The sequence below is a fragment of the Janthinobacterium sp. AD80 genome (assembly GCF_002878455.1).
Taxonomy (GTDB): domain Bacteria; phylum Pseudomonadota; class Gammaproteobacteria; order Burkholderiales; family Burkholderiaceae_D; genus Janthinobacterium.
In genome coordinates this window covers 1-26,192 of record NZ_NRDQ01000155.1, presented here as the reverse complement: position 1 = coordinate 26,192, position 26,192 = coordinate 1, and the positions used below count along the sequence as shown (strand labels likewise).

The 26,192-nt window shown below is 65.2% G+C and carries 25 protein-coding genes and 3 tRNA genes; 14 read left to right on the top strand and 14 right to left on the bottom strand.

Annotated elements, in window-relative coordinates:
- On the top strand, positions 1-2,734 hold a 2,734-nt coding region (locus JaAD80_RS23840; RefSeq protein ID WP_102298215.1), incomplete at its 5' end, for an SbcC/MukB-like Walker B domain-containing protein.
- An 11-nt stretch (positions 2,735-2,745) separates the two neighbouring features.
- On the opposite strand, the gene JaAD80_RS30880 is transcribed toward JaAD80_RS23840, so the two are convergent.
- Positions 2,746-2,913 (bottom strand): hypothetical protein, encoded by a 168-nt coding sequence (locus JaAD80_RS30880; RefSeq protein WP_180979560.1) that lies wholly within the window; start codon positions 2,911-2,913, stop codon positions 2,746-2,748.
- A gap of 178 nt (positions 2,914-3,091) precedes the next feature.
- On the opposite strand from JaAD80_RS30880, the gene JaAD80_RS23835 reads away from it, so the two are divergent.
- The 6 genes from JaAD80_RS23835 (at position 3,092) to JaAD80_RS23810 (ending at position 6,451) form a co-directional block, all read left to right on the top strand.
- On the top strand, positions 3,092-3,301 hold the full coding sequence (locus tag JaAD80_RS23835; protein WP_092799693.1) for a hypothetical protein: 210 nt from the start codon (positions 3,092-3,094) through the stop codon (positions 3,299-3,301).
- 61 nt (positions 3,302-3,362) lie between these two features.
- The gene (locus tag JaAD80_RS23830) at positions 3,363-4,241 is read left to right on the top strand and encodes a hypothetical protein (protein WP_146012509.1); all 879 of its coding nucleotides are present in this window, start codon (positions 3,363-3,365) and stop codon (positions 4,239-4,241) included.
- 59 nt (positions 4,242-4,300) lie between these two features.
- Positions 4,301-5,479, top strand: a complete 1,179-nt coding sequence (locus JaAD80_RS23825; RefSeq protein WP_102298209.1) for a class I SAM-dependent methyltransferase — start codon at positions 4,301-4,303, stop codon at positions 5,477-5,479.
- Positions 5,480-5,535: 56 nt separating this feature from the next.
- Positions 5,536-5,612, top strand: a tRNA-Met gene (locus JaAD80_RS23820).
- Positions 5,613-5,749: 137 nt separating this feature from the next.
- Positions 5,750-6,289 carry a hypothetical protein gene (locus tag JaAD80_RS23815; RefSeq protein WP_102298206.1) on the top strand — a complete coding sequence of 180 codons (540 nt, stop codon included), beginning with the start codon at positions 5,750-5,752 and terminating at the stop codon, positions 6,287-6,289.
- 85 nt (positions 6,290-6,374) lie between these two features.
- Positions 6,375-6,451, top strand: a tRNA-Met gene (locus JaAD80_RS23810).
- A gap of 91 nt (positions 6,452-6,542) precedes the next feature.
- Here the strand turns inward: JaAD80_RS23810 and JaAD80_RS23805 are convergent.
- Positions 6,543-7,208 (bottom strand): hypothetical protein, encoded by a 666-nt coding sequence (locus JaAD80_RS23805; RefSeq protein ID WP_146012508.1) that lies wholly within the window; start codon positions 7,206-7,208, stop codon positions 6,543-6,545.
- Between the two features lie 219 nt (positions 7,209-7,427).
- Here JaAD80_RS23805 and JaAD80_RS23800 point away from each other — a divergent pair, with 219 nt between their 5' ends.
- The 6 genes from JaAD80_RS23800 to dbpA all read left to right on the top strand — a co-directional run bounded on the left by JaAD80_RS23800 (position 7,428) and on the right by dbpA (position 15,337).
- On the top strand, positions 7,428-7,946 hold the full coding sequence (locus JaAD80_RS23800; RefSeq protein ID WP_180979559.1) for a sigma-70 family RNA polymerase sigma factor: 519 nt from the start codon (positions 7,428-7,430) through the stop codon (positions 7,944-7,946).
- A gap of 1 nt (position 7,947) precedes the next feature.
- Positions 7,948-8,970 carry a FecR domain-containing protein gene (locus JaAD80_RS23795; RefSeq protein ID WP_102298199.1) on the top strand — a complete coding sequence of 341 codons (1,023 nt, stop codon included), beginning with the start codon at positions 7,948-7,950 and terminating at the stop codon, positions 8,968-8,970.
- A 100-nt stretch (positions 8,971-9,070) separates the two neighbouring features.
- Positions 9,071-11,569, top strand: coding sequence for a TonB-dependent receptor (locus JaAD80_RS23790; RefSeq protein ID WP_258003148.1), 2,499 nt, complete (start codon positions 9,071-9,073; stop codon positions 11,567-11,569).
- A gap of 121 nt (positions 11,570-11,690) precedes the next feature.
- On the top strand, positions 11,691-13,355 hold the full coding sequence (locus tag JaAD80_RS23785) for an acid phosphatase (protein WP_102298196.1): 1,665 nt from the start codon (positions 11,691-11,693) through the stop codon (positions 13,353-13,355).
- Positions 13,356-13,572: 217 nt separating this feature from the next.
- Entirely contained in the window at positions 13,573-13,809 is a 237-nt protein-coding gene (locus tag JaAD80_RS23780) for a hypothetical protein (protein ID WP_102298194.1), read from the top strand.
- Positions 13,810-13,918: 109 nt separating this feature from the next.
- A complete protein-coding gene (gene dbpA / locus JaAD80_RS23775) occupies positions 13,919-15,337 on the top strand; it encodes an ATP-dependent RNA helicase DbpA (protein ID WP_102298191.1) in 1,419 nt (472 codons plus the stop codon).
- Here the strand turns inward: dbpA and JaAD80_RS23770 are convergent.
- The 4 genes from JaAD80_RS23770 to JaAD80_RS23755 all read right to left on the bottom strand — a co-directional run bounded on the left by JaAD80_RS23770 (position 15,324) and on the right by JaAD80_RS23755 (position 19,345).
- A complete protein-coding gene (locus JaAD80_RS23770; protein WP_146012507.1) occupies positions 15,324-15,872 on the bottom strand; it encodes a hypothetical protein in 549 nt (182 codons plus the stop codon). The two genes, dbpA and JaAD80_RS23770, sit on opposite strands and share 14 nt — an antisense overlap.
- Positions 15,865-16,446, bottom strand: coding sequence for a hypothetical protein (locus JaAD80_RS23765; RefSeq protein ID WP_180979558.1), 582 nt, complete (start codon positions 16,444-16,446; stop codon positions 15,865-15,867). The genes JaAD80_RS23770 and JaAD80_RS23765 overlap by 8 nt, the downstream gene beginning before the upstream one ends.
- Before the next feature lie 42 nt (positions 16,447-16,488).
- Positions 16,489-17,871 carry a cysteine--tRNA ligase gene (gene cysS / locus JaAD80_RS23760; RefSeq protein ID WP_102298184.1) on the bottom strand — a complete coding sequence of 461 codons (1,383 nt, stop codon included), beginning with the start codon at positions 17,869-17,871 and terminating at the stop codon, positions 16,489-16,491.
- A 241-nt stretch (positions 17,872-18,112) separates the two neighbouring features.
- Positions 18,113-19,345, bottom strand: a complete 1,233-nt coding sequence (locus JaAD80_RS23755; protein WP_102298182.1) for an MFS transporter — start codon at positions 19,343-19,345, stop codon at positions 18,113-18,115.
- 131 nt (positions 19,346-19,476) lie between these two features.
- On the opposite strand from JaAD80_RS23755, the gene JaAD80_RS23750 reads away from it, so the two are divergent.
- Positions 19,477-20,307, top strand: a complete 831-nt coding sequence (locus JaAD80_RS23750) for a helix-turn-helix domain-containing protein (protein ID WP_102298179.1) — start codon at positions 19,477-19,479, stop codon at positions 20,305-20,307.
- 82 nt (positions 20,308-20,389) lie between these two features.
- Here the strand turns inward: JaAD80_RS23750 and aqpZ are convergent, their stop codons facing one another.
- The 8 genes from aqpZ to JaAD80_RS23710 all read right to left on the bottom strand — a co-directional run bounded on the left by aqpZ (position 20,390) and on the right by JaAD80_RS23710 (position 26,151).
- Positions 20,390-21,079, bottom strand: coding sequence for an aquaporin Z (gene aqpZ, locus JaAD80_RS23745; protein ID WP_102298217.1), 690 nt, complete (start codon positions 21,077-21,079; stop codon positions 20,390-20,392).
- Between the two features lie 226 nt (positions 21,080-21,305).
- Entirely contained in the window at positions 21,306-21,716 is a 411-nt protein-coding gene (locus tag JaAD80_RS23740) for a GNAT family N-acetyltransferase (protein ID WP_102298176.1), read from the bottom strand.
- Positions 21,716-22,174 carry an Ivy family c-type lysozyme inhibitor gene (locus JaAD80_RS23735; RefSeq protein WP_102298172.1) on the bottom strand — a complete coding sequence of 153 codons (459 nt, stop codon included), beginning with the start codon at positions 22,172-22,174 and terminating at the stop codon, positions 21,716-21,718. Before JaAD80_RS23735 ends, JaAD80_RS23740 begins: the two co-directional genes overlap by 1 nt.
- A gap of 80 nt (positions 22,175-22,254) precedes the next feature.
- Positions 22,255-22,665 (bottom strand): hypothetical protein, encoded by a 411-nt coding sequence (locus JaAD80_RS23730; protein ID WP_146012506.1) that lies wholly within the window; start codon positions 22,663-22,665, stop codon positions 22,255-22,257.
- 40 nt (positions 22,666-22,705) lie between these two features.
- A complete protein-coding gene (locus JaAD80_RS23725) occupies positions 22,706-23,770 on the bottom strand; it encodes an amidase family protein (RefSeq protein ID WP_258003147.1) in 1,065 nt (354 codons plus the stop codon).
- A 331-nt stretch (positions 23,771-24,101) separates the two neighbouring features.
- A complete protein-coding gene (locus tag JaAD80_RS23720; protein ID WP_034778059.1) occupies positions 24,102-24,677 on the bottom strand; it encodes an elongation factor P in 576 nt (191 codons plus the stop codon).
- Between the two features lie 135 nt (positions 24,678-24,812).
- On the bottom strand, positions 24,813-25,982 hold the full coding sequence (gene earP / locus JaAD80_RS23715; protein WP_102298164.1) for an elongation factor P maturation arginine rhamnosyltransferase EarP: 1,170 nt from the start codon (positions 25,980-25,982) through the stop codon (positions 24,813-24,815).
- 93 nt (positions 25,983-26,075) lie between these two features.
- Positions 26,076-26,151: transfer RNA gene (locus JaAD80_RS23710), tRNA-Glu, on the bottom strand.
- Positions 26,152-26,192 lie beyond the last annotated feature (41 nt).

Here is a 26,192-nt window from a genome sequence, read left to right as displayed (position 1 = left end):
CAGCGAGGCACAGCAGGCGAGCGCCAGCCTGCAGGCGGCTAGCGTCCTGCAGGCGCAGGAGACGGCGCAACGCGAGGCGGCTCCCCTGCTCGACCAGGCCAAGGCACTCGACGCAGGCGTGGCAGCCCACTTGCCCGCGCACCGCCAGGCACAGGATGGCGCGCTGGCGGCCGACCAGGCCAACGATACGGCGCGCGCCGCACTGCAAGCGCTGCAACAGCGCCAGCAAGCCGCGCAGGCGGCACAGGAAACGGGACGCCAGTGGCTGGCCGCACACGGACACTGGCAGGCGCTGGCGCAGTCGTGGCAGTTGTGGGATCAATTGTTTGCCCAGGCCGGCCAGGCGGCCGCGCAAGCCGACGCAGCCGACGCCAGCGTGGCCGCATCGGCGCAGCAGGTGCGCCAGGCCGGCGAAAGCGCGCAGGCGGCACAAGCGGCGCTGGCCAGCGCCGCCGCCGTGCTGGCAGCGCGCGAGAGCGAACGGCATGCGGCGGCAGCCGCCGTGCAAGCCATCGATGGCCAGCGCTTGCAGGAACAGCGCGGCCAGCTGGAAGCGCATGCGCGTACCTTGACCAGCGCGGAAAAGACCTGGAGCGAACTGGCGCGCCAGCAGCAGGCGCTGGCGCACTGGCAAGCCAGGTCCGCCCAGCTGGAACAGGCCGCGCAAACGGAAAGCGCCGCCCTGGCGGTGGAAGCGGCACAAACGGCGCTGCTGGAAGCAGGCCTGGCGCAGGCGGAAAAATCCTTGAAAGGCGCGGAAGCGGCATGCGCGGCCAGCGTGGAGCAGCTACGCGCCAATTTGCAGGAGGATCAGCCCTGCCCCGTCTGCGGCGCGCTGGAACACCCGTACAGCCACGCCGACGACGCCTTGCAGGCGATGCTGGCCAGCTTGCAGGACCAGGTGCTGGCTTGCCGCGCGCAAGCACGCGGCAATGTGGAACGGCTGGCCGCGCACAAGGCGGCGCTGGCCGCCCATGTGCGCGAACAGGCGCGGACGGCGGAAGAACTGGCGGCGCTGCCGTCCGTCATCGACAGCCTGAACGCGCAATGGCAGCCGCATGCCGACAGCCTGCAGCTGCCGCAGGAAGCGCAGCGCGCGGACTGGTTCACGCAGCAGCTGGCCGAAAATGCGGCCGGCTTGCAGGCGCTGGCGCAGCAGGAGGCGGCGCTGCGGCTGGCCAGCATTGCGCGCGAGCAGGCGCAGGCGGCGCACGAACTGGCGTCCGGCGAGCATGCACGCTGCACAAGCAGCGTCGCCGATGCGCAAGCGCGCCTGGCGCAGCTGCAGGCGCAGCAGACGGCGAACACGGACAAGGGCGAGACGGCGCGCGCCGCGCTCGACGGCTTGCTGGCGCAGCTCGATGGCGCGTTTGCCGACGCCGAGGGCGCCGAAGACTGGAAAGAAGGCTGGCGCGCCGGTCCTGCCGATTTCCGCGCGGCGCGCGAAACGGAAAGCCGGCAATGGCTGAAGCAGCACGCGGAACAGGACGGCCGCAGCCACGCGCTGGCCACCCTGGCAGCCCAGCTGGAAGCGGCGCAGCTGGCGGCCGGCAAGGCGCAGCAAACGGCGCAGGAAGCGCATGCGGCATTCGCCTCCCTCGACAAGCGCTTGACAACGCTGCAAGCCGAACGCAACGCGCTATGGCAAGGCCAGGGCGTGGCCGACGTCGAGCGCACGCTGGCGGCGAATGTCGTGGCGGCCAAAGCGCAACTGGCGCAGCGGCAAGCGGCAGCGCAAACGGCCAGCCAGGAACGCGCGCGTCTGGAAGAAGCGTGCGCGCAGCTGGCGCAGCGCCTGGCCGCCCTGCGCGAACAGGAAGACGGCGCCGCAGCCGCCCTGCAGGACTGGCTGCGCCAGTTCCAGCAACGGCACCCGCATCATGCGCCGGCCACGCTCGACGATCTGCGCGCGCGCCTGGCGGTATCCGTCGATTCCATGCGCGCCGAACGCGATGCACTGCAAGTAATCGCCGACCGCCACACTGCCGCTGTTTCCGTGCTGGCCGAGCGCCAGCGGCAGCACGCGGCGCACCTGGCGCAGCCGCCCGACGGGCTGGAAATGGATGTGGAGGTATTGCACACGGCACTCGCATCGCTGCTGGCCGAACGCCAGGCGGCCAATGAAGAAGCGACGCGTTTGCGCCTGGCCATCGCGCAGGACGACGCCAAGCGCCACAGCGCGCAAGCGATGCTGGCGCAGATCGAGGCGCAGGCCAGCATCGAGCGGCGCTGGGCCAGCCTGAATGAGCTGATCGGCTCGGCCGATGGCAAGCGCTTCCGCAACTACGCGCAGCAATTCACCCTGGAAGTGCTGCTTGGCTATGCCAACGCGCATTTGAACCACCTGGCGCGCCGCTATCAGCTGGAACGCATCGACAACCCGAACAACCCGTCGCTGGGCCTGATGGTGCGCGACCAGGACATGGGCGGCGAGCTGCGCTCCGTGCACTCGCTGTCGGGCGGCGAGTCGTTCCTCGTCTCGCTGGCCCTGGCGCTGGGCCTGGCCTCGTTGTCGTCCAACCGCGTGCGCGTGGAATCGCTGTTCATCGACGAGGGCTTCGGCAGCCTGGATACGGAAACCCTGCGCGTGGCCATGGATGCGCTCGACGGCTTGCAAGCCATGGGCCGCAAGGTGGGCGTGATCTCGCACGTGCAGGAAATGACGGAGCGCATCGCCACCAGGATCCTGGTCCAGCCGGGGTCCGGCGGCAAGAGCGTGGTGACGGTGCGCTGAGCAAGCGGCAGCTAGCGGCTGCCTGGCTCGCGGCACAGCCTGAGCATGTCCCAGCCCAGTTCGCGGCGGATCTGCTCGGGGTCGGGCGGTGGCCGGCGCTGTTCCAGTTCCGCTTTCAACCATTTCCTGACGAGTTCCTTGCCAGGCTGTACAACTTGCTGCTTGTCACGCTTGTCCATGGTGCGACCTCTTCAATGGCGGCCAGACGGCCTCCTATATACGCTCAACGTCACGGCACGGATTCAGTTGACGCGTGCGTGGCGCAGATGCAACAACGTGTAACGATGGGCGGAGTGCGTTAAAATCGCCGCCTTCGCGTAACGACCCGCTACGCCCCGCAACAGTTCAAGGAACCCCATGAAAGCCGCCCGCAGCCTCACCTTCAAGTGCGTAAAATGTCACAAATCCATGCAGGTCTTCCTGCAAAAAGTCTCCGCCTGCTCGCATATCCAGCCGTATCAAGGCATTTGCGCATGCGGCGAACTCAAGCGTCACGCCACGGGCCAGGCCGATGCCGTCAAGTCTTACCTGGAATCGGCGGACGGTAGCTGGTCGCACCACCACTAATGGTTAAAGTATGGGCGATTGCTGTCGTTAAATACGAGACACAACCCATATGCAAGCGACCATGTCCCAGCTTCCCGCCCTCCTTCCCGGCTCGCGCCAGCCTGCCGCCACTACCCTGGCAGGGCAAACGCCGCCCAAAGCGGGCGGCAATACGGGGGGCCTGGGCGCGTCGCCGCTGATGCAGCGCACCGCGCAAGACGTGGTGGCGCTGTCGAAAAATGGCCTGGACCTGTCGGCCAGGGGACTGGCCCAGCGCACGGACGCGCTCGGCAACGCCACCGTCGACGTGGCGCAGGACTTTCTTACCAGCATGACGCGCCAGCTGTTCGGCGATGGCGCCAGCGTGGCCTTCGACTCCGTCGACTTGCAGGCCGATGCCAGCTTCAGCAGTGGCAGCGCCAGTGTTTCCGGCGCGCATGGCAGCAGCCGCGCAGCCGCCTTCAGCCTCGATGAAAACGCCCACTTCATCGGCAAGGGCAAGATCACCACGGCCGATGGCCAGACCTTTGCATTCGAAGTGGAAGTGCAATACCAGTCAAGCATCGGCGCGGGTGTTCTCGAACAGACGCAGGGCCAGGCGCAACAAGACCAGCCAGCCGATGACGCCGCCCTGCCCACGAAAGAATTGCCCGATACCCGCTTCGGCGGCAGCCTCAACGACCTGTTCAAGCTGCTGGGCCAGCAATTGCAAAGCAGCATCTTCAAGAGCCAATCCGGCAACGGCCAGGCCGATGGCATCAGCGCCAGCGGCCAGGATGCCGACCAGGCCGGCAGCCTCAGCTTGCGCCTGCTCAAGCTGGTACAGCCGGATGCAGCCGCCGACACCGGCAGGAAGACAGCGGATGCCACGCCCGAAGCGCAGGCGCGCGCCCGCGCGCTGGCCGGGGCCTATGGCACGGACATCACCGGCAGTGCAGGCGGCACGGGCAGCGACGTATAATAGAAGACGGCCTGCGCAGGCGACCATGCCGCGCGCCCACCTTCTATCGATTGAATCCCATGTCCGACACTTCTTCACCTACCGTCCATCCGCAGATCCACTGGAGCGAAAACGGCGCCGAGCATTCGGCCCGCTGGCGCTCGGAAAGCGGCATGCCGCCGCCCAAGCGCGTCGTCATCGCCGACGACCGCACGACGGCCGACCAGGCTTACCGCCTGGCCTGCGAAGGCACGGCCATGCTGTGGCGCGGCGACTTCCAGAACGCGCGCCAGCTGCTGCAGGCGCTGGCGCGGCGCGCCGACCACAAGAACGACAAGCCGAGTAAAAAAGCCAAGGCCGCCAAGTTGGCGAAGCCGGAACCATCCGCCACGGAAGCGTTCCATTTGCACCGCCAGGCCCAGTCGCAGCGCGCCCGCACCCTGGCCATGCTGCTGCTGCCTTTCGATGCCGACTACACGATTCCACTGCGCCGCGCGCCGGACGTGAAACTGGCCTGCAATGAAGCGTATGGCCGTGGCGAGGAAGCGTTCGTCGCTTCGCTGCGCGAACTGCTGGGCCTGATCGGCGCGCATGAATGGCGCCGCACGGGCGTGGAATTGCCGGCCCTGGGCCAGCGCATCCACCCGCACTACGGTGTCTTCGCGCCGATTCGCGGCGAATACGTGGGCCTGGTGGCCGAAGCGCCGCTGCCACCGCGCGCCAAGCTGGCCTTCGATATCGGCACGGGCACGGGCGTGCTGGCCGCCGTGCTGGCGCAGCGCGGCATCGAACGCATCGTCGCCACCGACCAGGACCCGCGCGCCCTGTCCTGCGCGCGTGAAAACCTGGCCCGCCTGGACGTGGCCGACAAGGTCGAGGTGGTGCAGGCCGACTTGTTCCCCGCCGGCCGTGCGCCGCTGGTCGTGTGCAATCCGCCATGGCTGCCAGCCCGCCCCAGCTCGCCAATCGAATATGCCGTCTACGATCCGGACAGCCGCATGCTGCGCGGTTTCCTGGCCGGCCTGGCCGGCCACCTGGAGCCAGGCGGCGAAGGTTGGCTGATCCTGTCCGACCTGGCCGAGCACCTGGGTCTGCGCCCGCGCGCGCAATTGCTCGAGTGGCTAGAACAGGCGGGCCTGAAAGTCATCGACCGCCTGGACGTGAAACCCACGCACCCGCGCGCGCAAGACGCCACCGACAGCCTGCACGCGGCACGCTCGAAGGAAATCACCTCGCTGTGGCGCCTGGCGGCGGCATAAGCGAGGCCCTGAAAGCCGGCCATTGCGCATTGCAGCAAACCCCGCTATAATTCGCCTGCGGGGTGGAGCAGTCTGGCAGCTCGTCGGGCTCATAACCCGAAGGTCACAGGTTCAAATCCTGTCCCCGCAACCAGATACCGGAAAGCCGCTGATTCTTGCAAAAGATCAGCGGCTTTTTCCATTGCGCCGCATCCCCTCCGCGCATCACCCGCGCCATCCGGCATCTCTGGCCATGTTAAATTGTCACTCTCTTTGACTTGCCACAACCCCATGACCTTCCTTCGCACCGCCGCCTTGCTTGCCTGCCTGCTGCTTCCCGCCACGTCGCCAGCACGCGGCGAAGCGCTGGACGACAGCACCCTCCTGCAGCGATTCGTGCTGCCCTTCGCCATTGCGCAACTGGAAAAGCATGGCGGCTTCCTGCCTTTCGGCGCCGCCATGCAGGCCAGCGGCCAGATCGTCGCCCTGGGCGGCTACGACGGCTCCGATGACGAGGCCACGCCGCCGCCGGCGGACATCGTCAAGCTGATCCAGGCCGACCTGGCGGCGGGCGCCAGCAAAGGCGACTACCGGGCCACCGCCCTCGCCTACGACGCCAGCGTGGCCGTGCCGCCGGACGGACAGCCATCCGACGCCATCGCCATCGCCATCGCGCTCGATCGCCAGGATGGCGCTTCCGTGACCCTCTTCCTGCCCTACGCACTGCACAATGGCAAAGCAGGCTTCGGCACCCCGTTCACGCGGCAAGGCACGACCGCCGTCTTCCCGCTGCAAGCGGCGCCGCTAGACGCGGAAGGCGCCAGCGATTGACCGCTTTGCCGCGCTGTCGCCGGTGCGGCGAGGTCTCATTTACTGTGGCCATTACGCAACGCAGCAAAATGGTATATAATTCGCCTGCGGGGTGGAGCAGTCTGGCAGCTCGTCGGGCTCATAACCCGAAGGTCACAGGTTCAAATCCTGTCCCCGCAACCAATACATAAAAACCGCTGGCTCCTGCAAGGGACCCGGCGGTTTTTTCATTCCAGGGCTGGCCGGCGCGGCAGGCATGTCGCCCGCCTTGCGCTTACACGGCGCCGGCCGCGCGAATCTGCCTTGCCGCGGCGTGCAGGCTGGCGGCGGCGCGTTCCAGCTTGTCGGCGCCCGTCGTCTCGGCCAGGGCCGCAAACGCGCTGATGTGGAAGGTGGCCACCAGCGCCGGCGACACGTCCAGTTCCAGCGCCGCCTTGCTCAATGCCGTCGACGCGTCGAGATACGGCGCGCTGCCCGCCTCGAATGCCTGCTTCGTTTCCAGCATTTCCTGCCCGCCTTCCGCTTTCGCCAGGCAATCGTCGACCTTTTGCTGGAAGGCCGGCAGGGTATCGCGCGCCGGTCCGGCGTCAGGCACGGGCTCCGGCTCCGCCGGTGCGGGTGCAGGCGCGGCAGCGGCCGGTTTGTCCGCCGCCATGTCGCGCAGGGTCAGCCAGCGCTCGACGGCAAGAAAATCGGCGAACGGCTCGGCCACCTTCGGGTTCATCAGCCACACTTCGCCCGTGCGCCAGTCGATCTTCACGCCGCGCTCATTGCGCGCCAACAAAATATCCTTGCCGCCATTCGCATTCGACACGCGGCCAATGTCGATCCAGTGCATCAATTCCGCCTGGCGCGACATCGCGTTGACCCGGTGAAAATAGGCCAGCCATACAAATCTGGCGACCAGGAGAACCAGGGCACCACCAACCATCCACATCATCTTTCGCTCCGCTCCGCGCCACATCGACAGCCGCATTTTCTCACATGAAAGCTTGCGCCAAGGAAACTTTTACATCTGCCGTGCGTCAGCGCAAAAGGGCGCCGCGCGCGGGCCTGGCGCGCAGTCGCATTTCAGCAACGCAGCGTTTTCCTGATTGCCTGGCGTACGCCGCTCGGTTATTATGAGAACAATTCTCATTTACATTAAGCTGTGCTTCCGATGCTGTCCGCCACCTCCCCGCCATCCGACTTCCAGTCCCTGTACCGCGAGCACCACTCGTGGCTGCTGCGCTGGCTCAAGCGGCGCCTGCACGATGCGGGCCTGGCGGGCGACCTGGCGCAGGATACCTTCATCAAGGTGCTCGTCGCGCGCGGCAGTGCCGGCATCATGCAGCCGCGTCCTTTCCTGGCCACCATCGCCAGTCGCCTGCTGGCCAACCACTGCCGCCGCGTGGAACTCGAACGCGCCTACCTGGACGCCCTGCTGCTGCAGCCGCAGGCCAGCATGCCGTCGCCGGAAAGCCTGGCCATCGTGCTCGAATCGCTGCAGCTGGTCGACCGCGCGCTGGACAAGCTGTCCGGCAAGGCCAAGGCCGCCTTCCTGCTGGCCCACCTGGACGGCATGACATATGCCGAGATCGCCGCGGAACTGGGCACCACCACGCATTCCGTGAAAAAATACCTGAGCAAGGCCAATTTGCTGTGCTTTTTCGCCGTGCCTGATTTTGCCGCCCCCTGAGATGGGCCGCGCCACCGTCTACGCCCAGGGACAGCCCATCGACCTGGCCATCGCCATGCAGGCGGCCGAATGGCTGACCACCCTGATGAGCGGAGAAGCCACGCCGGCGGACAAAACCGCGTGGCAGCACTGGCGCCAGGCGCACCCCGACCACGAGCGTGCCTGGGCGCACATCGAAAGCGCCAGCGGCGGCTTGCGCGAACTCGATGCGCAGGCGGGCCGCCAGGCGCTGCAGCAAGGTTCCGGTCCGCGTTCCCGCCTTGCCGTACATACCTCGCGCCGCCGCAGCCTGCAGTTGCTGGCGTGGGCTGGCACCATCGGCCTGACGGGCTGGCTGGGCGCGCGTTCGGAATACGCGCCCGGCTTCGCGCGCGCCGCACTGGCCGACATTTCCACGGGCGTGGGCCAGCGCCGCGAGCTGACGCTGCCTGACGGCAGCCGGCTGCATCTGAATAGCGCCAGCGCCGTCAATGTCCGCTTCAGCGGCACGCAGCGCCTGCTGCAACTGGTGCAGGGCGAAGCCTTCATCGCCACTGCGCGCGAAGCCGGCCTGCCCTACCGCCCCTTCCTCGTCGAAACCGCCCATGGCCATGCCCAGGCGCTGGGCACGCGCTATTCGGTGCGCCAGGCCGACGGCCACACCATGGTCGCCGTCGAGGAAGGCGCGGTCCGGCTGATGCCGCGCCATGGCGACGGCAGCGTGGTCATTCCCGCCGGCCGCAGCGCCAGCATGGATGCGCGGCGCGTGCTGTCCATGCAAGCCGCATCGCCCGACACCTGGGCCTGGCGCAAAGGCTTGCTGCTGGCCGACGGCATGCCGCTGCGCGACTTCCTGCATGAACTGAGCCGCTACCGCCACGGCTTCCTCGGCTGCGATGATGCCGTCGCCGGCCTGCGCATCTCCGGCGTCTTCCCGCTCGACGATGCGCAAGCCGTCCTGCTGGCACTGCCCGAGTCCCTGCCTGTCGACGTGCGCCTGCGCACGCGCTACTGGGTGCAGGTGGAAGCGCGCCAGCGGCGCTGAGCATTTATTTGACGTCCGGCGCAAAAAAACTTACCCGCTTTCGATTCTCGCGTGACCTGTGTATGCAAAGTTCTTTTGACGACTACAACACAAGGTAACCATGTCTCCTGCCATTCATCATTCCAAGCCGCCCATCAAGCGCATGGCGTATGCCATCCACCTCGTCTTCCTCGGCTCGGCCCTGCTGCTGAACGTGCCGGCACCGGCACTGGCGCAGGAAAGCGCCGCCGCGCAAGCGGCCAGCCACGACTTCCAGGTGCCCGCCGGCGACCTGGCTGCCGCGCTGCGCCAGGTCGCCAGCCAGTCCCGCGTCATCCTGGGCTTCACGCCGGAACAGACGCGCGGCAAGACGACGGCGGGACTCACTGGCCGCCATGACGTGCATGCCGCGCTGGCCGGCGTGCTGCGCGGCACGGGCCTGAAGGCCGAGCGCAGCGCCAACGGCAGCTATGCCCTGCGCGCGGCCGACGCCGCAGCGGGCGGCGAAGCGCTGTCGATGATGCCGGAAGTATCGGTCAAGGCGCAGCAGGACGCCACTGAAGGCTCGGGCGCCTACGTCTCCGCCCTGCCGGTGTCCACGGCCACCCCACTGGGCCTGTCCGTGAAGGAAACGCCGCAGTCCGTCAGCGTCATCACGCAGCAGCGCATGCAGGACCAGGGCTTGACGACGATCGCGCAAGTGATGGCGCAGACGCCGGGCATCACCCTGTTCTCGCTGGGCAGCGAACGCTCGGGCTTTACCTCGCGCGGCTATGCCATCACCAACTACCAGCTCGATGGCATCAGCACCCACTCTGAAAACCTGGGCCTCAACGCGATACCGTCGCAAAGCCTGGCCGACATGGCGCTGTACGACCGCATCGAAGTGCTGCGCGGCGCCTCGGGCCTGATGACGGGCGCGGGCGACGCCTCGGGCGCCATCAACATGGTGCGCAAGAAGCCGACGGCGCAGTTCCAGGCCTCGGTCGAAGGCGAAGTGGGCTCGCGCGATGAACGCCGCGGCCTGGCCGACATCGCCGGCCCGCTCAACGAGGCGGGCAGCCTGCGTGGCCGCATGGTGGCGCTGTACGAGGAAGGCGACAGCATCGTCGACAACTACAGCCGCGACAAGAAGGTGATCTACGGCGTGCTCGAGGCCGATCTCGCCAGCGGCACGAAACTGACGGCCGGCGTGACGCACCAGCGCAACCGCTCCAAGGGATCGCTGTCCTACCTGGGCTTCCCCCTGTTCTACGACAATGGCGTCATGACGAAACTGCCCCGCTCCTTCAGCCCGGCCGCCGCTTCGAACCGCTTCGGCAGCAATTCCACCGACCTCTTCGCCACCCTGGAACACGCGCTGGCGAACGACTGGAAGCTGAAAATCTCGGCCAACCGCGTGCAGTCCTCGCAGGAAGAGCGCTCGGCGTTCATCAACGTGAGCGGCGGCTTTCCCAACCAGCTTACGGGCGATGGCCTGCGCATGAGCGCCGACTACCGCGATTACCAGCTCAGGGTCAACAGCGTGGACGTCAATGTGCGCGGACCGTTCAGCGCGTTCGGCCGCCAGCACGAACTGGTGCTGGGCATGGACTACAACGAATTCAAAAGCACCACGGATGGCCGCCGCGACGCGGACATGCAGGGCCAGCCAGTCAATCTGTACCACTGGAACCGCATGGCAGCGCCCGTGTTTGGCGACACTTTCGTCACCTACGACAGCACGCGCCGCCAGGCCAGCGCCTACGCGGCCAGCCGCTTCACGCTGTCCGAGCGCCTGAAGCTGATCGCTGGCGCCAAAGTGCTGCGCTACAGCGAGAACTACATTTCGGACGCGCCCAGCGTGCAGTTTTACAGCGCGTCGCCGGCATCGGACAGCAGCGTCTTCACGCCGTACGGCGGCCTGGTGTTCGACATCGACGCCACGCACAGCGCCTACGCCAGCTACTCCACCATCTACCAGCCCCAAGCCTCGCAAGACCGCTACGGCAAGCTGCTGGCACCGCGCGAAGGCAAGACCTATGAAGCGGGCATCAAGAGCGGCTGGTTCGACGGCCGCCTGAACACGTCCGCCGCGCTGTATCTGATCCGCCAGAAAAACCTGGCCGAAACGGATCCGGGCCACACCCTGCCCGGCTCCAACGATCCGGCCTTCCGCACCATCAAGGGCGCCGATACCCAGGGCATCGACCTGGAAGCGACAGGTGCCCTCACGCCCAACTGGAATGTCTCGGCGTCGTGGTCGTACAGCCAGACGGAAAATGCGGAGGGCAAGGCGATCCAGACCACCTTCCCGCGCCACCTGGTGAAACTGTGGACCACCTACCGCCTGCCTGGCGACCTGCATCGCCTGACGGTGGGCGGCGGCTTGAACTGGCAAAGCCGCGTGTATTCGGACATCGACGCGTGGCAGATCAACAGCACGCTGCACTGGGAACAGAAGGCCTACTCGGTGGCCAGCCTGATGGCGCGCTACGACATCAACGACAAGCTGTCGGCCACCGTCAACGTGGCCAACCTGTTCGACAAGCAGTACACGGCTTCCGTGTCGGACTGGTGGTACTCGGGCATGTATGGCCCGGCGCGCAAGGTGGCGTTGAAAGTGCGCTACCAGTTCTGATGCGCTGATGGCGCCGGGGGCGGCGGCCGAATATTTCACACTACCCAGGGGCCGGTGATACAATTTTCCGCTTCACGGGCCGCGACCACGGCCCGTGCCACAGAGACACCAAGGAGAATGTGTGAAGGACCTCGCCCCCGCCCTGCCAGCCGATCCGGCCGACCAACCCGCCAATCCCTCGCGCCGGCGCATTTTCCAGGCTGCTTCCGCAGTCGGCCTGGCCGCCAGCCTGCCGGCGCTGGCCGATGCCGCGCCCGCGAAGAAAACCATCGCCAAGGGCTCGCTCGACGCGAAACTCAAGGCGCACGTCAAGAACGTGGTCGTGATCTACCTGGAAAACCGCAGCTTCAACAACCTGTTCGCCAACTTCCCCGGCACCAGCGCGCCGCTGTCCGCCGTCACGGCGGAACAGGCGCAGCAACTGGACCGCGACGGCAAGCCGCTGGCCACCCTGCCGAAGATCTGGGGCGGGCTGGTGCCGAACCAGCAGAATGTCGGCGGCGTCGATTACCTGATCAAGGAAGACCAGATTGCCGGCTTGCCCAACGCGCCCTACAAATTGAGCGACGCGGCCGGCAAGCCGCTGCCCGAGAGCATCATCACGCGCGACCTGGTGCACCGTTTCTATAACAACCAGATGCAGATCAACGGCGGCAAGAACGACGGCTTCGCCGCGTGGGCCGACAGCGGCGGCCTGGTGATGGGCCATTACGGCGAAACGTCGAAAAACCTGAACCTGTGGCAGATCGCCGAGCAGTACACGCTGTGCGACAACTTCTTCATGGCAGCCTTCGGCGGCTCCTACATGAACCACCAGTTCCTCGTCACTGGCCGCGCCAACGAATACTTCAACGCCGCCGAAACGGCGGCGAAGAAAAAGATCGCCGTGCTGGCCGACGGCCCGCAAGGCGTGCGCCTGGCGATCTCGCCCGAGTGCCCGGCGTCCGCGCTGGACGGCAAGCCGAAATACGTCAATGACGGCGCCATCACGCCGGACGGCTATGCCGTCAACACCATGGCGCCGCCGTACCAGCCCAGCTACATCCGTCCCGCCTACGACGGCGACCCGCTGCACGCCGATCCGGCCGACGCGAATACCCTGCCGCCGCAAACCTACGACACCATCGGCGACCTGCTGTCGCGCAAGGGCGTGAGCTGGGCCTGGTATGGCGGCGGCTGGCAAGCGGCGCTCGAACACAAGGGCGGCGGCAGCAAGCCGAACTTCCAGTTCCACCACCAGCCGCTGAACTACTTCAAGCAGTTCGCCCCAGGCACGGCGGCGCGCGCCGAGCACCTGCGCGACGGCGGCACGGGCGACAGCCCGATCTCGAACAAATTCCTCGCCGCCGCCGTGGCGGGCAAGCTGCCGGCCGTGACTTTCTACAAGCCGCAGGGCAACCTGAACCTGCACGCCGGTTACTCGGACATCGAGTCGGGTGACCAGCACGTGGCCAACGTCATCGCTCACTTGAAGGCCTCGCCGCAGTGGAAGGACATGATCGTGGTGATCACCTTCGACGAAAACGGCGGCTGGTGGGACCACGTGGCGCCGCCAAAAGGCGACCGCTGGGGCCCGGGTACGCGCATTCCCGCCATCGTCGTCTCGCCATACGCGAAAAAAGGCGCCGTCGACCACAGTTTTTATGACACGACGTCGATCCTGCGCCTGATCACGCGCCTACACGACCTGCCGCTGCTCGAAGGCCTGAAGGTGCGCAATGACGCGTTCGCGTCGCGCGGCGCGCTGCCGCCGGGCGACCTGACAGGCGCCCTCAGCTTCCGCTGATTGCACAACGGCCCTTCCCACAATGCGGCACGCCTGTGATACACTGCGTGCCGCACTTAAATCCGCAGGACAAGTTTTCCTGCAGGTTGTCCCAACAATGAGCCCGACTCCAGTAGCCGGGCTTTTGTTTTGTGGATGAAGTTAAAGCGTATAGACATAGGCGGGCAGCACCTTGCCCGCCCCCTGGCTTTCGCAGGCCAGGGACAGAGGTTAGCAAATGAGAGATAAAAAAGACAACGCCACCATCGACTTGCCCGGTTTCGGCCCGCCGCCTGCGCACGACGCGCCAGAGCCGGCGCCGGAACCGCAGCGCCGCGCGCGCGTGCGCAAGGTGGCCTTGAAACAGGTGCAGCTGGAATTGCTGGAGCCGACCGATGCCACGGGCTTGCCCGTGTGGACGCGCGACGCCGGCCTCGATCTCACCGGCCTGCCCATCTGGGCGCCTGATACCTGATTTCCCAACGCGGGCGGCCGTTTGCCGCCGGCTTCATCACCATCCGCACAAGGGCGTAAATCGCCTGTAGACTGTGCCCACCCACCCGCTTTTTACCCGGTCCCGCCCTATGAACGCCACTACTACCGCTTTTTCCAGCCTGCCGCTGACGCCCGCCTTTCTGGCCAACCTGGACTCGCTCGGCTACCACGAGATGACCACCATCCAGGCGCAAAGCCTGCCGGCGGTACTCGATGGCCGCGACCTGATCGCCCAGGCGAAAACGGGCAGCGGCAAGACGGCCGCCTTCGGCATCGGCATCCTGCACAAGCTCAATCCTGCCTGGTTCGCCGTGCAGGGCCTGGTGCTGTGCCCGACGCGCGAGCTGGCCGACCAGGTGGCCAATGAGCTGCGCCGCCTGGCGCGCGCGGCCGGCAATATCAAGATCCTGACGCTGACGGGCGGAGCGCCGATGCGCCCGCAAATCGCCTCGCTGGAACACGGCGCGCACATCGTCGTCGGCACGCCGGGCCGGCTGCGCGACCATATCGGCCGCGGCACCATCAACCTGAACCACGTGCAGACCCTGGTGCTCGATGAAGCGGACCGCATGACGGACATGGGTTTTTATGAAGAAATCGCCGGCATCGTCAGCGCCTGTCCGGCACGCCGCCAGACCTTGCTGTTCTCGGCCACCTACCCGGAAGACATCCGCCGCGCCACGGCCTCGTTCCTTGTCAACCCGCTGGAAGTGACGGTCGAAGCGCAGCATGACAACGACAAGATCGAACAGCGCTTCTATGAAATCGGCTTCGATGAGCGCAATGCGGCCGTCGGCAAGCTGTTGAAACACTTCAAGCCGGAATCGACCCTGGCCTTCTGCAATACCAAGGTGCATTGCCGCGAACTGGCCGAGGAACTGCGCCAGCAAGGCTTTTCCGCGCTGGCCCTGTACGGCGAGCTGGAACAGCGCGAGCGCGATGAAATCCTGGTGCTGTTCGCCAACCGCAGCTGCTCCGTGCTGGTGGCCACCGACGTGGCCGCGCGCGGCCTGGATATTTCCGACCTGGGCGCCGTGATCAACGTCGACGTCTCGAAGGACACGGAAGTGCATATCCACCGCATCGGCCGCACGGGCCGTGGCAGCAAGAAGGGCCTGGCCCTGTCGCTGTGCGCGCCGAACGAAAAAAAATGGGTCAAGCTGATCGAGCAGTACCAGAACAGCGCCGTCGAATGGCACGACTTGAAGGAACTGGGCGAGGACGATGGCGCCGAGGCCCTGCCGGCGCCGATGGTCACCTTGTGCATCATGGGCGGCAAGAAGGACAAGCTGCGCCCGGGCGATTTGCTCGGTGCGCTGACGGGCGACGCCGGCCTGACCAAAGAGCAAGTAGGCAAGATCAACGTGTTCGAGTTCATGACCTATGTGGCCATCGACCGCTCCGTGGCCGAAGCGGCCTTCAAGCGCCTGAACGCGGGCAACCCGCTGGGCCGCGACTTCGGCAACATCAAGGGCCGCAGCTTCAAGATGCGCTTCATCGAGGCGTAAGCTGTAATGCGCGCAGGGCCGCCATGGTCCTGCGTGCCGGATAGTCTTCCCACACGGGATACTGCCGGCGGTAGTAGCAGTTCCAGTAGCTGACGGCGCGCCGCTGCAGCGTCTCCACATACCCAGGATTCTCCAGCAGATAGCGCGCCAGCGCCTGCGCATTCCAGGCCGGCAACGCAGCGCCAATTACTTCGACAATCTCCAGCACGTATTCGCCGCACAGGTGCACGATGAAGGGCACCGTCCACGCCCGTTCCTGCTGCAGCAGCTGCCTTGCACACGCTTCGCGCAGATGGCCGTCATGGTGGCGCGTGCCCAGGCACAGGGCGATGACGCCAGCGTCGCCGGGCAGCGCGGCACAGACCAGCAGCCGTTCACGCGCATAGTGGGTGCGCACGGGAATGCGCAGCAGCCGGCCATTTTGCAGCACCTCGAACGGGGCCGATGGCACATGCAGCTGACCGGGGGACAGCGCTGGCAGCAGGCGTGCCACGGTGTCCGCCAATGCGGCCGGAAAGGCAGCCGCTTCAAGCATCGCCGGCATCCTTGCACACCTTGCGCACGCCCAGCGCGGGCTGGTCCATTTTTTCAAAGATCACATTCGAATACCATTCGGCCGGATCGCCTTCGGCGGGCTTGCCCAGCGAGATGTAGTAGCCGCCGTGCGTGAACAGGGCCGTGGTTTCCTTGCCCGGCCTGGCCCTCTGCAGAAAGGCGGGCCAGGCGGCCTTGTCGACCGGCGTAAAACGCGCGCCCAGCAGCGCCAGCAGGCGCGCATGCGTGGCCGGCGCATACGGGAACAGATACAGGTATTCGACCAGTTCGCCGCCATCGGCCAGCCGCGTGACGGCGGATGTCGCCGCCTCCACGGCTTCCTTGCCCGCGCCAAAACTGCACAGCACCCCGCCGCTGTAGGCGAAATCGATGACGGTGGCCGGCGCGCACGCTTGCCCTTCCCGGTCGATGCCGACGGGCGGCAGCGCGCGCACTTGCGCCAGCAGCGTGTCGCCGGAGGTAGCCAGCGCGGGAAAACCGGGACAGGCGCTGGCCGCCTGCGCGGCGTTTGACAAGGCAAGGCAACAACTCAATAGCAGTAAATGGCGCTTCACGGCATCTCCAGTTTCATCAGGCGGCCATTATGCCGGACATCTTCACAAGCGCCGCGCCTGTTGCCCCTGCGGCGTATCGTCGATGTCATAGCCGGCCGCGCGCGCCAGTGCGCGCAGGCGGTCGGCCTCGGCCCACTGGCGCTGCGCGCGGGCGATGGCCCGTTGTGCCATCCACGCCTGCACCGGCTGCGGCACGTCCACCTGCGCCGGCTGCCAGGCCAGCAAGTCCAGTCCCAGGGCCGCATCGAAGCGGGCCAGGGTGGACTTTTTGACGGCGTCCGGCAGCGCGCTTTTCAGCAGCTCCCAGGCCACGGCCAAGGCGCGCGGGAAGTTCAGGTCATCGTTGAGCTGCGCCGCGAAGCGCGCCAGCCACGCAGGATCAGGATCGGCCTCGCCCTGCGCTTCGCCAAGGCCATGGACGGTGACGCGCAGGCGCGCCAGGCCGCTGGCGGCGGCGCGCAAAGCCTCGTCCGTAAAATTGAGGCTGCCACGGTAGTGGGCGCCCAGGCACAAGTAGCGGTAGGCAAGCGGATCGATGCACTGCTCCACCAGGCTGTGCAAACGTAAAAAGTCGCCCGACGATTTCGACATCTTCGCGTCCTGCGTTTTCAAAAAGGCGCCGTGCAGCCAGAAGTTGGCCAGGCGCGTGCCGTGGCGCGCCTCCGTCTGGGCGATCTCGTTGCTGTGGTGGACGGCCACGTGGTCCTCGCCGCCGCAATGGATGTCGAAATACGCGCCCAGGTGCTTTTCCGCCATGGCCGAGCATTCGATATGCCAGCCGGGAAAGCCCAGGCCCCAGGGGCTGTCCCATTCCATCTGCCGCTGGCCCGGCACGCCGCTGAACTTCCACAGGGCGAAGTCGCAGATGTCGCGCTTCTCTCCCAGCTCCACCCTTTTCCCAGCCTGCAGGCCGTCGCGGTGCAGGCGCGCCAGTTTGCCGTAGCTGTCCTGGCGCGTCGTGTCGAAATAGATGCCGTCATCCGTGCGGTAGGTATAGCCCTTCGCTTCCAGGTCGAGGATGAAGGCAATCTGCTCGGCGATGTGGTCCGTGGCGCGGCACCAGACGGTGGGCGGCAGGATATTCAGCGCACGCAGGTCACCTTCGAACGCGCGCGTAAATTCGGCGGCGATGTCCCAGGCCGACTTGCCGCTGCGGGCGCTGCGCGCCTCGATCTTGTCGTCGCCGCTGTCGGCGTCCGACGTCAAATGACCGACGTCCGTGATGTTCATCACGTGGCGCACCTGCAAGCCGTTCCATTCCAGCGCGCGGCGCAAGCCATCGACGAACAGATAGGTGCGCAGGTTGCCGATGTGCGCGTAATCGTAGACGGTGGGGCCGCAGGCGTACAGGCCTGCCTGGCCGGCGGCGAGGGGTTCGAAGGGCCGCAGGCTGCGGCTATACGTGTCGTATAAATGAAGTGTCATGCGGGGCTTTCATGCGCGTTGCGGAAAAAGAAAATGGCCACAGGTTTTTCAACACTGTGGCCATCGGAATGAGGAATAAAAAGTTTAACGGCGCCGGGCCGCATCCTCACGGGGCCAGGTACACGGACACAGCGCGGCGGCAGTGGCGGCGGTGACAGTGGCTGAAATGAGGATGGATGTAAGCATGGGGGCAATATCGCATGCGCACCGGCGGGCCGTCAAGCCTGCCGGCGGCACTGGCTTATTTTTTCGCCTGCTCGATATGCGGCAGCAGCACCGTCAGGATGCCCAGCAGCGGCAAATAGGAGCAGATTTTATACACATAGGCGATGCCCGAAATGTCGGCCAGGTGGCCCATGGCGGCGGCCGCGATGCCGGACACGCCGAACATCAGGCCAAAGAAAATCCCCGCGATCATGCCCACCTTGCCCGGCACCAGTTCCTGCGCGAAGACGACGATGGCGGAAAACGCGGACGAAATCACGAAGCCGATGATCACCGTCAAGACGGCCGTCCAGAACAGGTCGACGTAGGGCAGCAGCAGGGTAAATGGCGCCGCGCCCAGGATGGAAATCCAGATCACGCGCTTGCGGCCGATGCGATCGCCGATAGGGCCGCCCATGAAGGTGCCGGCCGCCACGGCGGCGAGGAAGAGGAACAGGTAGAGCTGGGCATCGCCGAGCGACAAATGGAATTTGTCCATCAGGTAGAAGGTGTAGTAGCTCGACAGGCTGGCCATGTAGATGTACTTCGAGAACACCAGCAGGGCCAGCACGCCCAGGGCGCCCATCACCTTGTTGCGCGACAAGTTCGGCCCGTGGCCGCCCGCCTTCGGCTTGAAACTGGCCAGGTGCCCGCTATACCACTGGCTGACCTTGTACAGCACGCCGATGGCCAGCACGGCCAGCAGGCTGAACCAGGCGACATTGCCGTGACCACGCTTGACGATGACGGCAGCCGCCAGCAGCGGCCCCAGGGCGGAGCCCACATTGCCGCCCACCTGGAACAGCGACTGGGCAAAACCGTAGCGTCCGCCCGACGCCATGCGCGCCACGCGCGACGCTTCCGGGTGAAAAGTCGAGGAACCGACGCCGATCAGCCCGGCAGCGAGCAGCAGGGTCGGGAAAGTCGTGACGACGGCCAGCATCAGCACGCCGGCCAGGGTAAAGCACATGCCCACCGGCAGCAGGAACGGCAGCGGGCGGCGGTCCGTGTACAGGCCGATCCACGGCTGCAGCAGCGAGGCCGTGCACTGGAACGTCAGGGTAATGAGGCCGACCTGGGTAAAACTGAGTGAAAACTCGGCTTTCAGCATCGGATAAATCGACGGCAATAATGCCTGGATCAAGTCATTGAGCAAATGCACGAAGGCGACGGCGCCCAGGATGTGCATGGCCAGACCGGATTGTTGTTGGGAACTCTGGTGTGTAGGGGCCGCCGGCATGGCGGCGGCAGACGTCGTGGTGGTGTGCATGGTTCTTCCGCAATGATGGGGCCCGGCAGGCGGCCCCGCAAAGAAAGCAGTATAGTATGGTCACCGGACTACTAACTTCCAATAATCGTCGCGCAAGTGACAACCCGGTGACAACGCAGCAGCAGAGACACATGTACACCCACCACCCCGCCCAGACCCATCCCGATGGCGTGCCGTTCAGCCGCAGCACCAGTTCGCACGACTACCAGCATGTGCCCCGTCCCGTGACAGCCATGTCCAAGCAATATGCGGCGTCCGACTATACGGCGCCGCACAGCCATGTACGGGCACAGTTGCTGTATGCGACGCAGGGCGTGATGCGCGTGAGTACCGAGCATGGCGTGTGGATCTTGCCGCCCCGGCGCGCCCTGCTGATACCTGTAGGCATCGTGCATGAGGTACACATACTCAGCGAACTGAGCATGCGCACCGTGTACATCGATGCGCAGGTCGCTGCCCAGTTCGGCACCGATTGCAAGGTGCTGGAAGTGAGCCGGCTGTTGCGCGAGCTGATCCTGGCACTGCTGGCCGAACCGATCGAGTATGCGCTGGCGGGACGCGGCGACTGGCTGGCCCACCTGATCCTGTCGGAACTGGCCGCCGCCGATACCGTGCCGCTGGCCATCCCCTGGCCGCGCGACCGGCGCCTGGTGGCCGTGTGTTCGGCCATCATGGCAGCACCCGGCAGTCGGCGCAGCATCGAGGACTGGGCCCAGGATGCGGGCGCCAGCGCGCGCACCCTGATCCGCTTGTTTCCCAAGGAAACGGGACTGCATTACCGCCAATGGCTGCAGCAAGTGCATTTGGCGGAGGCCTTTTGCCGCCTGGACCGGGGCGAAGGCGTGGCCGCCATCGCCTATGCGCTGGGCTACGCCAGCCCCAGCGCCTTCAGCGCCATGTTCCGCCGCATCCTGGGCCGCACGCCGCAGCACTACCTGAGCGAGTGGCGCGGCGCGGAATAAGCCCAGGTGCGGGTGCTGCCGGCAGCGTCGGCTTGCGCCCTGCGGGCCAGGCCGACCAACCGTTGCCTTCAAAGCAAGAAACTTACTTCTTCTCGCCCGCGATCAGACGGTAGGCCATCGCTCCGAGCAGGGCGCCGATGATGGGTGCCAGCCAGAACAGCCACAGCTGGCTGGTGGCCCAGTCGCCCACGTACAGGGCCACGCCCGTGCTGCGGGCCGGATTGACAGAGGTATTGGTGACGGGAATGCTGATCAGGTGGATCAGGGTCAGCGCCAGACCGATCGGCAGCGGGGCAAAGCCGGCCGGGGCGCGCTTGTCCGTGGCGCCTAGGATGACGATCAGGAAGAACATGGTCAGCACGATTTCAATGACCAGCGCCGACAGCATCGAGTAGCCGCCCGGCGAATGGGCGCCGTAGCCGTTCGAGGCAAAACCCTTGCTGACATCGAAACCGGCCTGGCCGCTGGCGATCACGTACAGCACGCCGCCTGCCACGATGGCGCCCAGCACTTGCGCGATGATGTACGGCAGCAATTGATTGGCGGGGAAGCGGCCGCCGGCCCACAGGCCGATCGAGACGGCGGGATTCAGGTGGCAGCCCGAGATGTGGCCGATGGCATAGGCCATCGTCAGCACCGTCAAGCCAAACGCCAGCGCCACGCCGGCAAATCCGATGCCCAGGCCAGGGAAGCCGGCGGCCAGCACGGCGCTGCCGCAACCGCCCAGCACCAGCCAGAAAGTGCCGAGAAACTCGGCGCCATATTGTTTCATGATGATTTCCTTAAAAGTGTCGAAAAAACGTGCCAAGGACGACCCGTCAGACCGCTCATGCGGCGCGCCCTCGCCCGATGGCGACGGCAAACCAAAACGTCCGGGATGACGCGTGAGCAATCGCAACAGTGCGCGAATGATGGCATGTTGTCATTATCAAGGCAACATTAATTTCATGCAACAATATTAATGGTTTTCTTGGAATAAACTATTTATTTGATAATCATCATGGCGCCGGGCGGCGCATGTATTTCTCTGGCGTTGCCAGGGACTCAAAACCAAAGCTGGCGTACAAGCCCTGTGCATCGTCGGTCGCCAGCATCCAGCCCACGCCGCGCAGGCGCTCGTCGCCAAGCACGGCGGCCACCAGTTGCCGGCCGTAGCCACGCCCCTGGAAGGCGGGCAGCACAAACACGTCGCGCAGATAGGCAAAGTCCGTATAGTCGGTGACGACGCGGGCAAACGCCACTTGCTGGCCCTCCACATAGCCACCGAAACACAGCGCGTTGTCGATGCCCTTGCGCACCACCTCCAGCGCCACGCCCCGCTTCCAGTACGACTGCTCGCTCAGGTAGCGGTGGATCATGGCCACGTCCAGCTCGTCGCGCCCGCTGGAAATGCGCAGGGGCGCGGCCATCAGTTCTTGTACAGCAGGTCGGCTTCGGCGATGCTGGGTTCGCCGAAATACACGGTGCGCGCTTCCCCTTTGGCGTCGCGGCCCAGGTACACGCCCGTCATGCTGCGCGTGGCCGGATCATAGAGGATGGAATAGCGGTGGCCGCAATTGTGCGGTTCGCAGACACTGCTCAGCAGGCGGGCCTTGCCATCGATCTCGACGGGCTTGAGCGGGCTGGTCACGCCATCCGGCACCCAGCGCTGCCGTTTCAGGCCGGCTTTTTTGATGGCCACCTTGAAGGCGGTGCGGAAGGCATAGTCGGCCTTGTAGACGTCGGCGAAATACGGGCAGCTGGCGCCGCCATCGCAGCTTTGCGCCTGCTCGACCAGCGACAGCCTGGGCGTGCGGGCCTGCGCCGGCATGACGGCCAGCGCCACGGCGGCAGCCAGGCCCAGGGAGGAGAATAAACGTACAGGCATGCGAGTTCCTGGAAAACAATACAGCACAGAGCATAACAGAATGACATGCCCTTCCCTGGCACGGCATCAAGGCAAACGCATCAAGGCGAACAGCGGATGCCCACCACGCCATTGACCTTGCCTTCGGGCCAGTCTGCCTGGCGCCAGCGGTACACGCCGGGCGCAACGACAATCAACTGCCATTCCACCGGTTTCCCTTGGTCATCCAGACGATTTTCATTGTCATAGCGGATGGTCAGGCTGCGCTCCGTTTCCGCCACCACCGTGGCGGCAAAATGGTTGGCCTCGCCCAGCTTGCTACTGCGCATGCGGTCGTTGAAGATCGCCAGCCGCGCATGATCATCAGACAGCTGCATGCGCGTAAGGTGCCGCGACGGATCGCACACGCTGTTGGAATTGAAGCTGTCGGACCAGCTGCCGGACAGTTGCGTGGCATCGAAAGCGGGGGTGGCGGCAGTCACGGCCGCGCTCAGCAGCAAAGTTGCAAGCATAAAATATCAGAGGGGGCTAAAAGTAAGGAACACGGCATGCTCAGCGCAGCGCTTCGGTGATACTGGACGGCAATGCCGGCGTACGCCGGTGCAAGGTCGCCTGCTCATAGGCGAACGCCATGCTGATCAGCCGGGCTTCGCCGTGGGCGGCTCCGATGAAGGACAAGCCGGCCGGCAAGCCACGCACCGTGCCGGCTGGTACCGTGATATGCGGCTGCAGCGTATGCGCCAGCGGCACGCCATGGCATGTGGGCCCCACCAGCGCATCGAGCGCATGCGCGTGCAGCAGCGCTTCGATGGCGCCAGGCTCGGGCGTGGACGGCAGTTCCGCCAGCTCCAGCAGTGCCGCGCCCTGGCCACGCAGCACCTGCAAGGCTTGCTCGATCACACCATCGGTCTCGGCGCAGTGGCCAAACAGGCTGCGCGCCACGCCAAGGCGGCGCCCGTGCAAGCCGCGCGGATCGAGTTCCGGCGCATCGACCCTGCCCGCATCGGACATAGCGGCCAGCAGCCAGGCCGCCTCACGCACGCTGGGCGCCATCGGCCCGGCCGTGGCCGCTTCGTCGGCCTGTCCGGCTGCGGCCCTGCCCGTGGGCTGGATGGCGACCAGGCCGCAGGTGGAGGCGGGAGCGACGATGGAGCCGTGCGTTTCGTTGTCCACGGCCAGTATCGTCAGGCCGGCCCAGCTGGCACTCGCATGCGGCACGCTGACGGCGGCCCACTGGCGCAAATTGCTCTTGCCGATGATGACGGCGCCAGCGGCGCGCAGTCGGGCGGCAATAAATGAATCGCAACTGGCGCTGGAGGCCGACGGCGCCTGAGTGCGCGTCTTCATGCGGTCGCCGGTGGCAATATTGTCGCGCAAGACGATGGGGATGCCATGCAAGGGGCCGCGCACCTTGTGCACCTGCCGTTCGCGGTCCATCTCCAGGGCGATTTTCAAGGCGTCGGGATTGATCTCGATGCCGGCATGGGCACGCGCACCGATACTGCACAGCGAGCGGATGCGTGCCAGATATTGCGACGTCAGCGCATGCGAACTGAGCTTGCCTGCCTGCATCATCTGCTGCTGCGGCAGGACTCCCGCATCCAGCAGATGGGCCATGGGGCTGGCAGGCGTTGTCGGGCGGGACAGGACAGCACGCGCAGCGCGCGCTGGTACGGCCGCCCCGGCGGGCGTGGCGCCGCCCCGATAGGGGCCAGTGCGTAAGGTGTGACTGCGCTGCATGCTATCTCCAGGAAACTTCAATGTTTCTAACGCAATAATGCGTGAGTCATAGCATAGCAGCCCTTGCAACTCAATTGTTGTTGAACGGAATTATTTTTTAAGCAAAAAAAAAACGCTGCCCGAAGGCAGCGTTTCCTGGTGATCGGACACTGGAGCATGCCAGGCCGGCATGTGCCGGGCCCTGCAGGCAGCGCAGCGCGATGATCTCTTAGTTGCGTACGACACGCTTGTATTCGTTGGTACGGGTGTCGATTTCGATGACGTCGTCCTGTGCCACGAACAGCGGCACTTGCACGGTGTGGCGATGTGCGTCGATGGCGTTTTCGATCTTGGCTTCTTTCAGGACGTTGCCCGAAGTATTGCCTTTGACTGCAGGCTCCGAGTACACCACTTGACGGGCGATGGTCGTAGGCAGTTCAACGGAGATCGCTTTGCCGTCGTAGAAAATGGCTTCGCATTCCATGCCATCTTTCAGGTAGTTCAGCGCTTCGCCCAGGTTTTCTTCTTCGATTTCGTACTGGTTGTACTCGGCGTCCATGAAGACGAACAGCGGGTCGGCGAAGTAGGAATAGGTCACTGGCTTTTTATCCAGAACAACAACGTCGAACTTGTCGTCGCCACGGAAGACGTTTTCCATCGGGGTGTTCGTCAGAAGATTTTTCATCTTCCATTTGTAGGTGAAGCCCGTGCGGCTCGAACCGTTGACATCAGAACGCAACACGATCATTGGCTTGCTGTCGACCATGATGATATTGCCAACACGAATTTCTTTTGCGGGTTTCATAGGAATGTACGTAAAAAGTGGGTTGCATGAAGACCATCTGCCGCCTGGGTGCCATCAGCGCCGCAAGCTTGCGTTTGATCGGTTAAAAATACGTTAGAAATAACCGGGCATTTTACCTTAATTTTTGGCAAGCGCCTATCTCGTCGCGCCAGCGAACGCCAGCAGGTTACTTGCCAGATCACCATTTTCCTGCATCTGCCTCTGCCAGTCCTGCGCACGGACGCTGATGCGCGGCATATCGGCGCACAATGCGGGCCACAGCGCCGTCCACGGCAAGGCGTCCGCGCCGGCGCCATTCCAGGCCAGCGCCGCCTGCGCCAGGCTGGCTATCGCCCCCTGCCCGTCCACCGCGTAGCGCTGCAGGAAGGCGCGCAATTTCACGTGATGCAGGTTTTCATCCTGCAGGTAGATATGCCAGAGGAAAGGCTTGCCAGCCCACTGCGCGCGCACGAAGGAATCCTCGCCACGCACGAAATTCACATCGCAGGCCCACAGCAGGCGGTCGTAATCATCCTGCGACACGAAGGGCAGCACGCGCACGGTAAGCGCGCCGCGCGTGCGCGCCGCACCGGCCGGCGCCGCATCGTCGCCGATAAAGGCCTGAACGGCGTCGAACGCCACGCCTTCCGGCACCAGGCACACTACAGGCTCATCACCCTGCCGCCAGGCGGCGAACAGCTCGGCCACGGGCGCGGACGGATAGCAGAACAGCGACACTTTCAGCGCGGACAGTTCCGCCGCCGTCACACCAAACTGCCGCAGGAAAGCCGCCATGGCGGCCGCATCGGCCTGGAACGCCAGGCGCTTTTCTTCCAGCGCCGCTTCGCGCAGCAAGCCCCCGGTTTTATGCGTGAAGCCGGGGAAAAAGAAATGCTTGATCATGCCGTGGCGCGGCGACGTCAGCGCATGACAGCCTTCGACCCACTCTTCGGCCGTCAAGCCTTCCAGATTCAGCCACACCGGATGGGGAGTGCATTGCGCCATGGCGGCAATATAGCCGGGCGGAATGTCGCAGGCAAAGAATTCAATGACGATATCGGCAATGTCGGTCGGCGCAAATGCGCCATCCTGGCCGCGCCAGTGGCGCACCGTGACGCCGGCCGCCTGCTGGCTTTCCACCGCCACGTCGATCTCGGGGCAGATGCGCTGGAAGCTGGCCAGATCGTCGACCCACAGGGTCACGGCCACGCCGTGCTCGCTCTGCAACTGCCGCGCCAGGCGCCAGCAAATGCCGATATCGCCGTAGTTGTCGACGACTTTACAGAAGATGGCCAAAGATGCAGCGCGATCGGTGGGTAATGGCATAGTCAAGGGAGAAAGAAAAACATTCGCATGGAGCCATAACAAAAAAGCCGCGCTGTTACCAGGCGGCTTTGTTGTTGGCTGATTCAGCCGGTCTGGCGTCCCCAAGGGGATTCGAACCCCTGTACTCACCGTGAAAGGGTGATGTCCTAGGCCTCTAGACGATGGGGACAGAAAATCTGTCCTGGATGCGCTACCCTGCACCCCGACCTG

Excerpts from the sequence above, each read along its gene's own strand:
- JaAD80_RS23750 (WP_102298179.1), top strand. The coding sequence starts at position 19,477 with ATGTACACCCACCACCCCGCCCAGACCCATCCCGATGGCGTGCCGTTC.
- aqpZ (WP_102298217.1), bottom strand. The coding sequence starts at position 21,079 with ATGAAACAATATGGCGCCGAGTTTCTCGGCACTTTCTGGCTGGTGCTG.
- JaAD80_RS23735 (WP_102298172.1), bottom strand. The coding sequence starts at position 22,174 with ATGCCTGTACGTTTATTCTCCTCCCTGGGCCTGGCTGCCGCCGTGGCG.
- JaAD80_RS23730 (WP_146012506.1), bottom strand. The coding sequence starts at position 22,665 with ATGCTTGCAACTTTGCTGCTGAGCGCGGCCGTGACTGCCGCCACCCCC.
- JaAD80_RS23805 (WP_146012508.1), bottom strand. The coding sequence starts at position 7,208 with ATGATGTGGATGGTTGGTGGTGCCCTGGTTCTCCTGGTCGCCAGATTT.
- JaAD80_RS23835 (WP_092799693.1), top strand. The coding sequence starts at position 3,092 with ATGAAAGCCGCCCGCAGCCTCACCTTCAAGTGCGTAAAATGTCACAAA.
- JaAD80_RS23815 (WP_102298206.1), top strand. The coding sequence starts at position 5,750 with ATGACCTTCCTTCGCACCGCCGCCTTGCTTGCCTGCCTGCTGCTTCCC.
- JaAD80_RS23770 (WP_146012507.1), bottom strand. The coding sequence starts at position 15,872 with ATGCTTGAAGCGGCTGCCTTTCCGGCCGCATTGGCGGACACCGTGGCA.
- JaAD80_RS23755 (WP_102298182.1), bottom strand. The coding sequence starts at position 19,345 with ATGCACACCACCACGACGTCTGCCGCCGCCATGCCGGCGGCCCCTACA.
- JaAD80_RS23825 (WP_102298209.1), top strand. The coding sequence starts at position 4,301 with ATGTCCGACACTTCTTCACCTACCGTCCATCCGCAGATCCACTGGAGC.
- JaAD80_RS23725 (WP_258003147.1), bottom strand. The coding sequence starts at position 23,770 with ATGGCCCATCTGCTGGATGCGGGAGTCCTGCCGCAGCAGCAGATGATG.
- JaAD80_RS23780 (WP_102298194.1), top strand. The coding sequence starts at position 13,573 with ATGAGAGATAAAAAAGACAACGCCACCATCGACTTGCCCGGTTTCGGC.
- JaAD80_RS23830 (WP_146012509.1), top strand. The coding sequence starts at position 3,363 with ATGTCCCAGCTTCCCGCCCTCCTTCCCGGCTCGCGCCAGCCTGCCGCC.
- JaAD80_RS23740 (WP_102298176.1), bottom strand. The coding sequence starts at position 21,716 with ATGGCCGCGCCCCTGCGCATTTCCAGCGGGCGCGACGAGCTGGACGTG.
- earP (WP_102298164.1), bottom strand. The coding sequence starts at position 25,982 with ATGCCATTACCCACCGATCGCGCTGCATCTTTGGCCATCTTCTGTAAA.
- JaAD80_RS30880 (WP_180979560.1), bottom strand. The coding sequence starts at position 2,913 with ATGGACAAGCGTGACAAGCAGCAAGTTGTACAGCCTGGCAAGGAACTC.
- JaAD80_RS23800 (WP_180979559.1), top strand. The coding sequence starts at position 7,428 with ATGCTGTCCGCCACCTCCCCGCCATCCGACTTCCAGTCCCTGTACCGC.
- JaAD80_RS23790 (WP_258003148.1), top strand. The coding sequence starts at position 9,071 with ATGTCTCCTGCCATTCATCATTCCAAGCCGCCCATCAAGCGCATGGCG.
- JaAD80_RS23795 (WP_102298199.1), top strand. The coding sequence starts at position 7,948 with ATGGGCCGCGCCACCGTCTACGCCCAGGGACAGCCCATCGACCTGGCC.
- JaAD80_RS23720 (WP_034778059.1), bottom strand. The coding sequence starts at position 24,677 with ATGAAACCCGCAAAAGAAATTCGTGTTGGCAATATCATCATGGTCGAC.
- cysS (WP_102298184.1), bottom strand. The coding sequence starts at position 17,871 with ATGACACTTCATTTATACGACACGTATAGCCGCAGCCTGCGGCCCTTC.
- dbpA (WP_102298191.1), top strand. The coding sequence starts at position 13,919 with ATGAACGCCACTACTACCGCTTTTTCCAGCCTGCCGCTGACGCCCGCC.